The organism is Yoonia maritima (assembly GCF_002933395.1).
Classification (GTDB): Bacteria; Pseudomonadota; Alphaproteobacteria; order Rhodobacterales; family Rhodobacteraceae; genus Yoonia; species Yoonia maritima_A.
On record NZ_PKFN01000009.1, the window covers coordinates 229,781 to 243,301 of the forward strand.

At 54.3% G+C, this 13,521-nt stretch carries 16 protein-coding genes; 5 read left to right on the forward strand and 11 right to left on the reverse strand.

The features are described 5' to 3' along the window. Positions 1 to 42 precede the first annotated feature (42 nt). From CYQ09_RS12340 to CYQ09_RS12370, 7 genes are read right to left on the reverse strand one after another with little or no spacing between them, the layout of a single operon-like run. A complete protein-coding gene (locus CYQ09_RS12340; RefSeq protein ID WP_106745700.1) occupies positions 43 to 1,245 on the reverse strand; it encodes a TCR/Tet family MFS transporter in 1,203 nt (400 codons plus the stop codon). Positions 1,246 to 1,294: 49 nt separating this feature from the next. Next, positions 1,295 to 1,993, reverse strand: coding sequence for an alpha/beta fold hydrolase (locus CYQ09_RS12345; RefSeq protein WP_106745701.1), 699 nt, complete (start codon positions 1,991 to 1,993; stop codon positions 1,295 to 1,297). After that, positions 1,986 to 2,783, reverse strand: a complete 798-nt coding sequence (pcaD, locus tag CYQ09_RS12350; RefSeq protein ID WP_106745702.1) for a 3-oxoadipate enol-lactonase — start codon at positions 2,781 to 2,783, stop codon at positions 1,986 to 1,988. The genes CYQ09_RS12345 and pcaD overlap by 8 nt, the downstream gene beginning before the upstream one ends. Then, positions 2,776 to 3,975, reverse strand: coding sequence for an endonuclease/exonuclease/phosphatase family protein (locus CYQ09_RS12355; RefSeq protein WP_106745703.1), 1,200 nt, complete (start codon positions 3,973 to 3,975; stop codon positions 2,776 to 2,778). The genes pcaD and CYQ09_RS12355 overlap by 8 nt, the downstream gene beginning before the upstream one ends. Continuing rightward, entirely contained in the window at positions 3,972 to 4,934 is a 963-nt protein-coding gene (locus tag CYQ09_RS12360; RefSeq protein WP_106745704.1) for a threonine ammonia-lyase, read from the reverse strand. The genes CYQ09_RS12355 and CYQ09_RS12360 overlap by 4 nt, the downstream gene beginning before the upstream one ends. Further along, on the reverse strand, positions 4,931 to 5,749 hold the full coding sequence (locus CYQ09_RS12365) for an alpha/beta fold hydrolase (protein WP_106745705.1): 819 nt from the start codon (positions 5,747 to 5,749) through the stop codon (positions 4,931 to 4,933). The genes CYQ09_RS12360 and CYQ09_RS12365 overlap by 4 nt, the downstream gene beginning before the upstream one ends. Next, positions 5,749 to 6,426: a haloacid dehalogenase type II gene (locus CYQ09_RS12370; RefSeq protein ID WP_106745887.1), complete on the reverse strand. Its 678-nt coding sequence runs from the start codon at positions 6,424 to 6,426 to the stop codon at positions 5,749 to 5,751. The genes CYQ09_RS12365 and CYQ09_RS12370 overlap by 1 nt, the downstream gene beginning before the upstream one ends. 124 nt (positions 6,427 to 6,550) lie before the next feature. Here CYQ09_RS12370 and CYQ09_RS12375 point away from each other — a divergent pair, with 124 nt between their 5' ends. Further along, a complete protein-coding gene (locus CYQ09_RS12375; protein WP_106745706.1) occupies positions 6,551 to 6,985 on the forward strand; it encodes an FKBP-type peptidyl-prolyl cis-trans isomerase in 435 nt (144 codons plus the stop codon). Positions 6,986 to 7,077: 92 nt separating this feature from the next. On the opposite strand, the gene CYQ09_RS12380 is transcribed toward CYQ09_RS12375, so the two are convergent. Next, entirely contained in the window at positions 7,078 to 7,893 is an 816-nt protein-coding gene (locus CYQ09_RS12380) for an enoyl-ACP reductase FabI (protein WP_106745707.1), read from the reverse strand. A 4-nt stretch (positions 7,894 to 7,897) separates the two neighbouring features. After that, positions 7,898 to 9,127, reverse strand: coding sequence for a beta-ketoacyl-ACP synthase I (gene fabB, locus CYQ09_RS12385; RefSeq protein WP_106745708.1), 1,230 nt, complete (start codon positions 9,125 to 9,127; stop codon positions 7,898 to 7,900). A gap of 356 nt (positions 9,128 to 9,483) precedes the next feature. Here fabB and CYQ09_RS12390 point away from each other — a divergent pair, with 356 nt between their 5' ends. Continuing rightward, a complete protein-coding gene (locus CYQ09_RS12390) occupies positions 9,484 to 10,047 on the forward strand; it encodes a 2OG-Fe(II) oxygenase (protein WP_239495939.1) in 564 nt (187 codons plus the stop codon). A gap of 86 nt (positions 10,048 to 10,133) precedes the next feature. Here CYQ09_RS12390 and fabA read toward each other — a convergent pair whose 3' ends face one another. Beyond that, positions 10,134 to 10,643 (reverse strand): bifunctional 3-hydroxydecanoyl-ACP dehydratase/trans-2-decenoyl-ACP isomerase, encoded by a 510-nt coding sequence (gene fabA / locus CYQ09_RS12395; RefSeq protein WP_093923168.1) that lies wholly within the window; start codon positions 10,641 to 10,643, stop codon positions 10,134 to 10,136. A gap of 146 nt (positions 10,644 to 10,789) precedes the next feature. Here fabA and irrA point away from each other — a divergent pair, with 146 nt between their 5' ends. From irrA to CYQ09_RS12410, 3 genes are all read left to right on the forward strand, one after another. Continuing rightward, positions 10,790 to 11,206, forward strand: coding sequence for an iron response transcriptional regulator IrrA (irrA, locus tag CYQ09_RS12400; protein ID WP_106745710.1), 417 nt, complete (start codon positions 10,790 to 10,792; stop codon positions 11,204 to 11,206). A 96-nt stretch (positions 11,207 to 11,302) separates the two neighbouring features. Next, positions 11,303 to 12,022: a hypothetical protein gene (locus CYQ09_RS12405; protein WP_106745711.1), complete on the forward strand. Its 720-nt coding sequence runs from the start codon at positions 11,303 to 11,305 to the stop codon at positions 12,020 to 12,022. Positions 12,023 to 12,089: 67 nt separating this feature from the next. Beyond that, complete coding sequence (locus tag CYQ09_RS12410) at positions 12,090 to 12,614, forward strand: REP-associated tyrosine transposase (RefSeq protein WP_106745712.1); 525 nt, start codon at positions 12,090 to 12,092, stop codon at positions 12,612 to 12,614. Here CYQ09_RS12410 and CYQ09_RS12415 read toward each other — a convergent pair. After that, the gene (locus tag CYQ09_RS12415) at positions 12,574 to 13,488 is read right to left on the reverse strand and encodes a hypothetical protein (RefSeq protein WP_343229862.1); all 915 of its coding nucleotides are present in this window, start codon (positions 13,486 to 13,488) and stop codon (positions 12,574 to 12,576) included. The two genes, CYQ09_RS12410 and CYQ09_RS12415, sit on opposite strands and share 41 nt — an antisense overlap. Positions 13,489 to 13,521: the final 33 nt, after the last annotated feature.

Sequence of the window (13,521 nt, forward strand, 5' to 3'; positions counted from 1 at the left end):
AAGCGCCAAGAAAACCCCGACTGGTGGTTACGATGCCCGGCTTTATTTTGGGCGGGGTGTTTGAATGAACACCATAATGCATCCGATGGTGAGTATCGCCGAGACTAAGAATGGCGCGCCGGGCATATAGAACGGTGAACGGTCGCCCGTGAAATAATAGAATGTCTGGGTCACAAGCAGTGGTGCAATGATCGTCGCGACCGCGGCAATAGACGCAATGAGGCCTTGTAGCTCGCCTTGTTGGTCATCGGATGCTGTGCGCGCCATGATCCCGTGTAGGGCTGGGCCTGCGATTGACCCCAGTGCGGTCAGCGGGATGAGTGCCAGTGCGACCCATCCATTCGTGATGAACCCCAAGATACCAAACGCAAGCGTATCAATCCCAAGTCCAAGGATGACGGCGCGACGTTCCCCGATCCGATCCAGCAGCGGTTTCATCAAAAAGCCCTGAACAATCGCAATGCCGATCCCAAAAATACCCAGCGACAGCCCGATCATGCCCGGACCCCAACCAAATCGTGCGACGCCGAAATAGGCCCAGACGCCGGGATAGACGAAAAACGCAATGGTGTAGACAAAGTGGATCAGCATTAGCCGCTTGAGCCCGGGCAGCCGACCAATGTTCTTGAAAGCGCCCAGTGGATTGGCGCGACGCCATTCGAACTTGCGCCGAATGCGGTCGGTCACGGTCTCGGGCAGCACGAAATAGCCAAAGATAGCATTTGCACCAGCAAGAACGGCAGCGGCCCAAAATGGCGCGCGCGTTCCGAATTCGGCCAGCACCCCGCCAAGCATAGGCCCAAACACAAAGCCGATTCCAAAGGCTGCGCCAATGCGGCCAAAGTTGACGGCCTTTTCGGCAGGCGTCGAAATATCTGCGACATAGGCCGCCGCGGTTGATTGCGTGGCGGCCGTGATCCCACCGATGATGCGCCCAATGACAAGCAGCCAGATCGTGCCAGCAACCGCCATAAGCACGTAATCAAGCGACATGAAGACCAGTGACCACAGCAAGACAGGGCGCCGCCCAAAACGGTCAGAAATGCTGCCTACGGTCGGGCCACACAGGAACTGCATCGCGGCAAAGATCGTGGTGAGGACACCACCCCAAACAGCGGCCATTCCCAGATCGTGGCCTTCGACCTCTTGGATCAGGTCGGGCATGACGGGCAGGATCAGCCCGATACCCATGCTGTCGATCACGACGGTAATCAGAATGAACGTAAGCGGCAGACGGTTTTGCATGCCGGATAGGATTAGGCGGAACAGGTTCGTTTGCAAGCTTTGTTTACGGTTAACCTGCTGCGGCGATTAGCTGCTCGGCCAGTGCTTTGGGGCTGGATAGAAATGGTGAATGCGATGTTGCCATTTCGGTGACTGTGCCTTGCGGCCAATCTGCCGTCATAGTGACCTGAAACGCAGGTGGAATTGTCCGGTCATCTGTACAGCGAATATAATGGCGCGGAAGGTTATGTGCCGAAGATAGCGGTGTTTCTTGCGGCAAAATCGGTTGCGGGCCAAGTTTGCTAACCGCCCATTCAGCACGTTCTGGTTCTACGTCGTGATAGAACTTTGCGACAGCTTGCGTTGGATCGACGAAAAACGTCACGCGGTCTTGGTCAACGACAATCGCATCAAGCAGTGGTTGGCTGGGTGCCATGCGCCGCATGTCAGCAAGCGACTTACAATCCATCGGAACATAAGCGCAAAGATAGATCAGCTTGCTAATCTTGTCAGGCGCGAGGTTCGCTGCAGCTGTAATCGGGTAACCCGCCATTGAATGGCCAACCAATACGACGGGGGTATCAATCGCATCGACAATTGCTTTGGCATAAAGATCAAGCGTCACATCGCCCGCAGGCGTCGTGTCAGCACCATGAGACGGCAAATCAATCGCCCGCGCTTTGTGACCCGCAGCGGTCAGATGAGGGATCACATCATCCCAACACCATGCCCCGTGACATGATCCGTGGATCAACAAAAATTCAGGCATGGCCGGTGTCCTTAATGAACTGATTCAAAAGGTTAGCATAGCCTTCTGGGTCTTCGACGCAAGGAAGGTGCCCCACGCGGCGCATTAGTGCAAATTGGGATCCGGGGATCAGGTCGATTGTTTCGCGCACCAAATCGGGCGGCGTGGCGCCATCCTCTGATCCTGCGATGCCAAGCGTGGGGATGCGTAGCTCACTTGTTGGGGTATAGAAATCAGTGCCGGCGATAGCGGCGCAAATGCCAGTGTAACCTTCAACCGGTGTGGCGGTCAGCATATCGCGCCACGGTTTTATGGCAGGCGATGCGTTGAAGGCCCGCGAAAACCAGCGCTTCATGACCTCATCCGCCATTGCATCCAATCCGTGTTTGCGGATGGCGTCGATACGATCTTGCCACAGCTTTTTGTTGCCAATCTTGGCTGCTGTGTTGGATAAGACAAGCGCGCGGATCATCTCTGGTCGCTTAACAGCAAGCCCTTGGGCGACCATGCCGCCAACCGATAACCCGACAAATAATGCGTCACGAACGTTTAGTGTGTCACAAACGGCCTCGGCATCGCTGACCAGCTGGCCCATCGTGTAAGGGGCATCCGGCACGTCAGATTGCCCATGCCCGCGCATGTCATAGCGGATGACCCTGTATTCTGCGGGCAACAGCGGCACAATGGCATCCCAAAGGCGCAGGTCCGTTCCCAATGAATTGGCAAAGACAATGGCCGGACCTGTGGCCGGGCCATCCGTGACCACATGAAGCTTAACGTCGTCCCGAACGACTTGCGTCGTTTCAGGCATTAGGATCGCCAAGCACCATATGAGCCATGATCTGACCGTGGTCGGACGCAAGTTTGTTATAAGGTGCCTCTGGATGGGACCCATCCGTCAGGTGGTCATTCAGCGCGCTGAAGTATTCCATTTCGCCGATCTTGCCCGAAAATTCCGGATGGAAATGACGGGACATCAAGATTTGGTCGATGCTTTCAAACACCCCACCAAAGGCCGAAGTGTAAACCATGTCGCGTAGCGATTTGCGCACGAACAGCTTTTCCGCCGAGAACAGGCGCACCTTGCTGATCTTCTCTTGGATGATCTCGTTATCTTCGTCGGAATAGCGGTCACGCTTTGTCTTGGCATCGTGGCGGCGCATCCATGCGTAGTTCTTGAATGGGGCTTCACCAGTGATGATCTCAGAGGATACGGCGGTTTCACTATCGTTAAAGTCACCCAGAACCATGACTGGATGCCCAGCCTCGAGTTCCTCAAGGATTGCTTTACGTAGGACCCAAGCCTCGGCCATGCGGCGCAGCGCTGCACGCAATGAACCCATAGCGCGGGTTGCAGGATCATAGTTCACCAGATCGGCGGCAGGCGGGAACGGCGCACCAGCAGGGCGGGGCAATTCGCCGAGCTTAGATTTGAGGTGGCAGTTGAACACCGTAACCACGGAATCGCCAATTGGAATACGGACCTTAAGGATCGGTCGACTAAGCCGTTTGATTCGATAGCTGCCGCCATCTGTTCCGTCGATATCGCTAAACGGAATATCAAGCGGTTCGGGCAGGTCTTGGATCACCTCTGGTAAACCGACAAAGCCAAAACGCGACAGGATCGCGACACCGGGGCGACGTTCACCCGGCCCCCCGTCAAAGCTGTTGGGGGCATAAGCAAGCGCGGATTCCGTATAGGGCTCATAGGCCAGTTTGCGGAAAATCGCTTTGCGGGCGTAGCGTTTCGAACGGTCGGGGATGTTCGCGGCATTCGCCGCCAGTCCCAGCTCATCGGTTTCGATCACAACATCACGTAGTGAATTTTCACTAAAGATTTCCTGAAAACCAACGATATCAGCGTTCATCGTCAGGAGTTGGTCGGCTAACCAAGCGCGTTTCCAAGCGTATTCTTCTGGAGTGTACTCTTCGAAACGATAGTATTCCTGTTCGGGTTCGATCAGGTTTTTGACGTTGAAACTGGCGATCGTAAAGCGGGTCATGCAAGCGTATCCAATGCGCGTTTAAAGATGGCGGGGTCTACGTTACCACCTGTGGCAACAGCGACAACCGCGTCACTGGTAAATTCGTCTGGATGATAAAGTGCTGCAGCGAGGGCCACGGCCCCACCCGGTTCGATCACGATCTTAAGCCGTTCAAAGGCAACGCCCATCGCACGCAGACATTCGTCTTCGGTGACGACCACGCCGGGACCGCAATGGGCCTGCATGATTGGAAAAGTGATATTGCCGGGCTGTGGGGTGATGATGGCATCGCAGATCGACCCGTCTAGCTGGGCATTGCGTTCAATCGTGCCACTGGCAAGCGACCGGGTGGCATCGTCGAAACCCTCGGGCTCTGCCGGACGGACGCGCAGACCGGGCGCATCAGCGGCAAGCGCAAGCGCGATACCAGAAGTCAAACCGCCGCCGCCACAACAGACCATCACGTCGGCGTTTAAATCGCCAAGCTCTTGCGCGATCTCAAGACCACAGGTGCCTTGGCCCGCGATCACAAGCGGTTCGTCAAATGGCTTAATCAGTGTCAGGCCGCGTTCGGCAGCAAGCTGTGCACCAAGCGCGTCGCGGTCTTCGGTCGCGCGATCATACAGCACGACCTCGGCACCTAATGCGCGGGTGTTCGCGATTTTAATCGCTGGGGCGTTCGACGGCATAATGATCACGGCGGGCGCACCATGTTCGCGGGCAGCAAGCGCGATGCCTTGCGCGTGGTTGCCGCTTGAAAACGCGATCACGCCTGATTTCAATTCAGTGTCGGAAAGTGCAGACACTGCCGACCACCCACCGCGAAACTTGAACGACCCAGTGTGTTGCAGACACTCGGCCTTCACGAAAACCCGCCTGCCGGCGATCTCGTCCAGAAATGGCGAAGTCATAATTGGCGTCCGCCGCGCGTGCTCATCCAGCCGTTTCGCTGCAGCACGGATCATGTCGATATTCATTTCATTTTCTCCAGCCAAGCAAGTAGCGCAGTAAGTGATTGGGGTTCATCCAAGAACGGAACATGCCCGCGACCGGGCACATCTGTGCGGATCATATCTGGGCGGCGGCGTACCATTTCGTCTGCTGTTGCGGGGGCAAGTAGGTCGGAATTCGCGCCACGGATCAATGCCAACGGCAGATCTGCGGTGGCGTCGAATAGGGGCCATAGGTCGGGCAGGGGTTCTGCACCGGCAGCAAGGATCGCGTCGCGTAATTTTGGGTCATACCGAATAATCAAACCTTGAGGCGTTTCCTGATAATGTGCTTGGACCTCGGCCAACCAGCGCGACATGGGCACACCTTCGAACTGGGTCCACATGCGCGACCGGGCATCCGCTGCCTGCGCATATGTCTTTTGAACCGGATTCCGTCCGACATAATCCATGATTGATGTCAGGCCCTCTGATTGGAGTTCAGGGCCAATATCATTCAACGCGACACCAAGCAGTCGGTCCTTGGACGTCGCAGCAAGGGTCATACCAATGAACCCACCGCGCGAAGTCCCAAGCACCGCAGCTTTCTTTAGCCCAAGATGATCCATTAGCGTTAGGACATCCGTTGCCTCATGTTCGATGGTATAAGTGGCGGGATCAGCCCAAGAAGATTGACCGCGCCCACGATAATCAGGGCGGATCAGACGTGTTGGCCAGCGGGGTGCGATATGGTCAAAATCTGCGCCGTTACGCGTTAATCCCGCAAGAGCGATCACCGGCAACCCCGCACCTTCATCTGTGTAATGTAGGGTCAATCCGTCTTTCGAGGTGTAGTATGGCATCAGGTAAGCTCCGGTATTGCAGTCAGGTCTGAAACAACATGATGCGGCGCCGCATATAGCCGATCTTCGGGTGCACCAGCGCGGTTGAGCCACGCCGTTTGAAACCCATAGCCAGCTGCACCAGCCGCATCCCAACCATTTGAGGACACAAATAAAACTGAATCTTTTGCGCACCCAAATCGTGCGCCTACCATATCGTAGACCCGATCAGACGGTTTGAAAATACCAACGTCCTCGACGGATAGCGTGTCGTCCAAAAAACAACCAATATTTGCAGATGTCACAGCAGCGGTTAACATTTCAGGGCTACCGTTCGAGAGGATCGCGGTGTGCATGCCGCGTGACTTAAGCGTTTCTAACATCGCAGGGGCTTCGGGGTAGGCTGGCAATTCCCAATACAACTCTAACAGACGCGCGCGGGTGCCAGGATTCTTGACGTGGTTCGCTTCTAATGCCCAGTCTAATCCGTCCTGAGTGAGCTGCCAAAAATCGCAATGTCGTCCTGCGACTGCGCGTAGCCAGCTGTATTCTAGTTGTTTCGCGCGCCAATCACGGGCAATCTCTGGCCAAACATTGGCCAGGTCAGCATGGTTAGGTTCGGCTGCTACCGCTTGGGCCGCCGCGTTCACATCAAACAACGTGCCGTAGGCATCAAAAATACAGGTGGTTATGGTCATGCTTTCCTCCGCTTTTTGCATCGTGGCACGGGTGTTACACAACGGAAAGGGGAAAGCGGTTTGCAACTCATGGGGGGGGCAGGTAGCTTGTGGGCATCTTAAATAACTAACGAAAGAATGTTCAATGAGCCAAGCAAAATCAGGCGACACAGTTCGCATCCACTACACAGGTACACTGAAATCAGGTGAGACCTTTGATAGTTCGGACGGACGTGACCCGTTGGAATTTGTTGTAGGCTCTGGTCAGATTATTCCGGGTCTTGATGTCGCAATCCCCGGCATGGTTGTTGGCGATAAGAAAACAGTCGAGATCGCATGTGCCGACGCATATGGCGAAACGAATTCAGAAGCACGTCAGTCTGTACCGCGCGGTGAAATCCCTGATAACATCCCGCTTGAGATCGGCACACAGCTGCAGATGCAAACGCCACAGGGTCAAGTCGTACACGTCACCGTTGCTGAAGTAACCGACGCCGAAGTGACGCTAGACGCGAACCACCCGCTTGCTGGCAAAGACCTGATCTTTGCGATCGAAATGGTTGGCATCGACGCGGCTTAAGCCTCGTTGAATTAGTCAAAAAAAGCCCGCTCACCTGATATTGGTGAGCGGGCTTTTTATTGCTTGTGAGGGCTGGTAATAAAATACGCGCCTTACTTTGCTTTATCAGCGATCGGCATCACCAGATTATCTGGTTGTGGCATGCCCAAAACGTGGAACCCACCATCCACCCGGATGATTTCCCCCGATGTGAATGCGCCTGCATCAGAGGCTAAATAAACTGCGGTGCCGCCGACAGCCTCTAGTGTCGCATTTTCACGCATTGGTGCATTTTGCTCAGTGTGTTTGAATGTCCGGCGTGCGCCTGCAATGGCAGCACCGGCCAGTGTTTTCATCGGGCCGGGGCTGATCGCATTGACGCGGATGCCTTGTGGGCCAAGGTCATTTGCCAAGTAACGCGTTGCGCTTTCTAGCGCGGCTTTGGCGACGCCCATGACATTGTAGAACGGGGTGACGCGGTTCGCGCCTTGGTAAGTCAGCGTCAAAAGCGTTCCACCATCGGGCATCAGCTCAGCGGCACGTTTCGCAACGTCAATGAATGAATAGCACGAAATCGTCAGCGAGTTTTGGAAGTTCGCACGGCTTGTGTCCGTGAACCGCCCGGCCAATTCGTTCTTGTCTGAATAGGCGATCGCGTGAACGACAAAATCCAGCTTACCCCATTTTTCCTGCAGCAGCGCAAACGCAGCATCCATACTTGCGTCGTCAGTCACGTCAACATCAACAAGGATGTCGGAACCGACAGACGCAGCGAGCGGTTCTAGCCGTTTGCCAAATGCTTCGCCTTGGTAGCTAAATGCGAGTTCAGCACCAGCCTCTGACATCGCTTTGGCGATCCCCCAAGCAATTGACCGTTCGTTCGCGACACCCATAATCAGGCCGCGTTTTCCGTTCAGGTTAATAGTCATCCGATTAGCCTTTAAACTTTGATAACAGCATCGACCCGTTCGTTCCGCCAAACCCAAATGAGTTTGTCATTACGGTGTCCAGCCCAGCATTTTCAACAAGCGATGTTGCGATTTCAGCAGGGGCCAGCGCAGGGTCGAGGTTTTCGACATTGATTGATGGCGCGATAAAGTCGTCTTGCAGCATCAACAGGCAATAGACGGCCTCTGACGCGCCTGTGGCGCCTTGGCTGTGGCCTGTCATTGATTTGGTGGATGACACAGGCGGTGTTGTCCCTTCGCCGAATACGCGGCGGACAGCTTCGATTTCGCCAACATCACCCACGGGTGTCGATGTGCCATGCGCGTTGATGTAGCTCACCTTGCGGCCCTCTGGCAGGGTTTCCAGCGCCAGGCGCATTGCGCGTTCGCCGCCTTCGCCCGACGGGGCAACCATGTCATGACCATCGGATGTCGCGGCATAGCCTGTGACTTCGGCGTAGATTTTTGCGCCGCGTGCTTGGGCGTGCTCAAGGCTTTCCAGCACCAGCATCGCGCCACCGCCTGCGATCACAAAACCATCACGGTTTGCGTCAAACGCGCGGGAGGCTTTTTCCGGGGTATCGTTATATTTCGAAGACATCGCGCCCATCGCGTCGAATAGGCAGGACAACGTCCAGTCCAGCTCTTCACCGCCGCCAGCAAACATCACGTCCTGCTTACCCATCATGATCTGTTCGGCTGCGTTCCCGATGCAGTGCAGGCTGGTCGAACAAGCGGATGTTATGGAATAGTTGATGCCCTTGATCTTGTACTGGGTCGACAGGTTCGCCGAGATTGTCGAGGACATGCATTTCGGGACGGCAAACGGCCCAATGCGTTTGGTCGCACCGGTATCCTTCACCACGTTATGGGCGGCGAACATTGCTGATGTCGACGGCCCACCAGAACCTGCAACCAAACCAGTACGCACGTTCGAAACCGTGTCATCATCAAGACCCGCATCGGCAATAGCTTGCCCCATCGCGATATAGGCATAGGCAGCGCCCGGCCCCATGAAACGCAATGCGCGCTTATCGACATGTTCTTTGATGTCGATTTTGACGGTGCCAGCGATCTGGCTACGGAAGCCATGTTCGGCCATCTCGGGCGAAGCCTCGATCCCGGATTTCCCAGCCATAAGAGAGGCTTTGACCTCTTCGGCGTTATTCCCAATCGGGGAAACAATCCCCAAACCTGTGATGACGACGCGACGCATTAGCGCTCTCCCTGTATACTGCTACCGCTTTGTACGGCAGCAGTGGGGGCGGGGGCAAGCAGGTATGGTTGGGGTGTGGTGTCGGTGACAGGTTGGGTCTGGGTTGATAGCTTTTAGGGGAATGTCTGGGGTGAGCCCGAAGCGGACGACTTCAACGCAAGTGTCTTCGAGTGCTGAAGTCTTGATTTCGCCCGTATTATGAGCCATCAAGTATCCATGACGATACGATGCATATCATCTCGGTTGCCAAACCATTCAACACTCCTTCGGGCGTGGTATCGCTGAGCGCTTTGCACTCGGCCCATATACTCACGTGTTGAAATGTTTACTGGAGATGAAGCATGACTATTCCCTCGGTGCTTGAGCACCTTGTTTTCGAAATTTCTGAATTTGCCGATACAGGTTTTTGTAATCGGGTTATTGATCGAGCAACCGCAATCGGTTTTGAACCTGCGACCATCACGTCTGAAAATGGAACTTTGGTTACGCCAGAAATCCGAAACAACGACCGCGTAATATTTGATGACTTTGATTTTGCTGAAGAAATATGGCTCCGGGTCTCGTCTCACTTCCGGAAGCCGTTTAAGGGCCTAGCAGCAACCGGCATAAATGAACGCTTTCGTGTTTACAGATATGTGGCAGGACAGTTCTTCGATTGGCATCAGGACGGTGAATTCCAACAACCCGACGGGTCTGTAAGCAAATTTACTATGATGATTTACCTGAACGATGGGGTGGACGGAGGCGGAACCTCTTTTGCAGATGTGTTTTCGCCGCATATATTTGCGGACTTCACAATCGAGCCAGCCGTGGGAAAAGCGCTAATTTTTCACCATCCACTTTCGCACCGAGGCGATTCAATCAACGAAGGTGTAAAGTATGTCTTGCGCACCGATGTTATGTTTAGGGCCAAAATCTAAGGTCCGGCTTGTCCCGCAAAACAGACCCTTATATCCTGTAAAACAGCCTAACGCCGATCATTAAGACCCGCGTTAGGCCCGTGACATTAACTCTCGCTTAGTGCGACTTTCATGTCTTTGACTTGATAGATCACTTCACCGTCGGCTTCGACGATGCCGTCGGCGACGCCCATTGTCAGGCGGCGGGTCTGGATCGCTTTGGTAAAGTCGATTTTGTAGGTCAGCATTTTGCGGTCAGGGCGGACCATGCCTGTCAGTTTGACTTCGCCGACACCCAATGCGTAGCCGCGTCCCTGCCAGCCGCGCCAGCCCAGGTTAAAGCCAGTCAGCTGCCACAGGCCATCGAGGCCCAGACAGCCGGGCATGATCGGGTTGCCGGGGAAGTGGCAGTCAAAGAACCACAGATCAGGGGTGATATCGAATTCTGCGACAATATGTCCTTTGCCGTGCGCGCCGCCGTCACCGGATACTTCGGTAATGCGATCCATCATCAGCATCGGTGGGGCGGGAAGCTGCGCATTACCAGGGCCAAATAGCTCTCCTCGGGCGCATTTCAGCAGGTCGTCTTTGTCAAAACTTGTTGGGTAGTCGGCCATTTGCGTGGTCTCATTCTTGTCTGCTACGTTGCACGACCTTTACCATCCAGAGGTTTATAAGAGCAAGTCTGGCCAGTTGTTCGTAATTTCATTTGATAATTGACTGTTTCTTGCCATATAAAGACAGAGGCAGCAGACGGGCAACCATGACAGATATCGTAACACAGCGCAGTACAGATTGGCTCTCAGGGGCGGGACTACGTCCAACACGTCAGCGCATGACGTTGGCGAGCCTCTTGGTAGGGGACGGTCAGGACCGGCATGTTACGGCTGAAAGCCTGTTTGATGCTGCATCGACTGCTGGTGAAAAAGTATCCCTCGCAACCGTATACAACACGCTGCGTGCGTTTTGTGATGTGGGGTTGATGCGAGAGATTACGGTTGATGGCGCGAAGAGCTATTTTGACACCAATATGACCGACCATCCGCATTTCTATTGGGAAGATACGGCGCATCTCACTGATGCTCCTGCGGACCAGTTGGAAATCGCGCGTGTGCCGCATGCGCCCGACGGCGCAGAGATTGCGTCAGTCGATGTCGTTATCCGGCTGCGCCGCAAGTAGGCAACACTCTGATCGGTTGTGAAACCCTGATATTGCGGCATTTGCTGTATTAATACATGATATGCGGATTGTATTTAAGTCATAAGGCACCGCAGCATGCCAGACGCCCAACGAACAGAAATGGTTTTATCGTATCACCGGGTCCGAACCGCGCTGGGGGTGTTGGGGATGGCCTTGCCTATGGTTCTTTTGTTTGGTGGGCTATTTGATTTCCATCGGCTTGAACCGTCGATCAGCGATTTCTACCATACAACCTATCGCGATATTTTTGTTGGTACGCTTTGTTCTATCGGTGTTTTCCTGATTTGCTATCGTGGTTATGGCCGTAAACCCGGTGACCTGATTGATGATGACTGGCTCGGTACCATAGCTGGGATATCCGCTTTTGGCGTGGCGCTGTTTCCCAATGAAAGTCCAACGGCCCAAATTGCGACAATGACCCAAAAGATGGTTGGTATCGGGATTAGTCCGATGTTTCACTATGCGTCGGCGCTGGTGTTTTTTACCTGCCTCGCGATTTTTTGTTTGGCGAAGTTTGCAAGGTCGGCCAAGCCCCAACGTCGCCGCATTTATTTAGGATGTGGCTGGGTTATCGTTTGTTCGTTGATTGGGATATCCATCGCGTCGGCTGTCAAGGTTGCAGGTGGTGGTGGACCTCAGCAGGCCGTTCTCAACTACAATTTGGTGTTTTGGTTCGAGGCTGTCGGGATATGGGCCTTTGGGTTGTCTTGGCTGGTCAAGGGGAAGGCGGATATTGCATTGGTAAGGCTCGCGGGGCGCTCGGGTGGCAAGCATGAGGAAAGAGTGACCTTTTAGGTGCGGTGGATCAAGATCCACCCTACGGTTTACGGGCCGTTAACTGTTGCTGTGCAACCTGCCAACTATGTCAAATTATCGCCGACGCTTTGTGCCCGGAGGCACCTATTTCTTTACGGTTGAGCTGTTGGATAAACAGTCATCGCTGTTAGTTGATCAAATCGATCTGCTGCGAACGGCGACCGGTTTGTGCGTAAAGCGCTGGCCGTTCACCATTGACGCCGCGGTGATCCTACCGGCTAAGATGCATATGATATGGACCCTGCCACCGGGTGATGATGAGTATTCCAAACGATGGCGACTCATAAAATCAACATTTTCGCGCCATGTTAGGGCGCCTGTGATTCAGTCGCCAACAAGATTGCGACCGGGCGAAAAAGGCGTTTGGCAGCGGCGTTTTTGGGAACACGTCATTCGCGATCAGGCCGATTATGATTTGCACATGCACCTGATCATCACCGCGCCTGTCACAGCCCGTTTGGTTCGCAAACCGCTGGACTGGCCTTATTCATCACTGAAAAGGCGTAGGGTGGATCTTGATCCACCGCCCCCTAAAACCATTGCCCCGGTTCAATTACTCCAAGATCCATGAGCTGCTGTGACGTCCAGTTGAACGGCTCAGAATTTTCCCAATAGAAGGTATCAATCTGGTGGCGGCTACCGGGGTTCCGGCGCAGTGCTTTTGCTGTCCGAAAGGATGCCGTCGCAGCAGTAATGTTATTGTGCCAAGGGCAAGAGATTGTGTTATGCTCGACCTCGGAAAAGCTGCCGTTATCTAGCATCTTTAAACCGGGTGTGGCCCGAAAAAGTGAGGATCTGTCTAGCCGTTGACGCGTCTGTACGATGTGCTCCTCAAAGCGCCAGCGCAAGCCGCCGAAAATGTTAAGTTGCCGTTCTAGGGTTTCGCCCGTTCCATCTTGTCGGGCAAGCGCAAAATAGCCAGTGCGGTCGAAATAGGCGGCATTGCGATCGACGGCACTTGGTGTGTCACCCAGATCGCGTGCGTAAAGATCAACAGTATACGAAAGCACGCAGTCACGACGTTCTTCGGCCATAAAGCTTAGCATCTCACCGATGCTTCGTGTCTCGCAAAAGGGGAACATCAGATATTCTGCGTTGTAGCAGTAATAGATCCATTGCCCGGGTGCGGTTTTAACAACTGCATTTACGATTGTCGCCAATGCACCATCAGCGGTGACATCAAAATCAACCCTGTGCAAATTCGCGGGCATGTCGTCTGGGAGATGGAAGTCCGCCGGGCAAAACAGCACGAGTTGACCAAAGCCGAGAGCAACGTGATGTGAAATTGTGCTTTCAATTTCAATGCCGTCTTCGACCAGTATTAGCGCGATCGGCCCTTTCAGGGGCGCGGCCTTACTATCTGTCACGAGCGCGGGGAGGTCGGGGTAGTGCATGTCGGTGGCATCCAAGTTTGTCGCTGTAAACTGTGCTAAAATGCCTTGCATTGCAAGCAAACCGACAAGCCGTTAGAAGGCCAT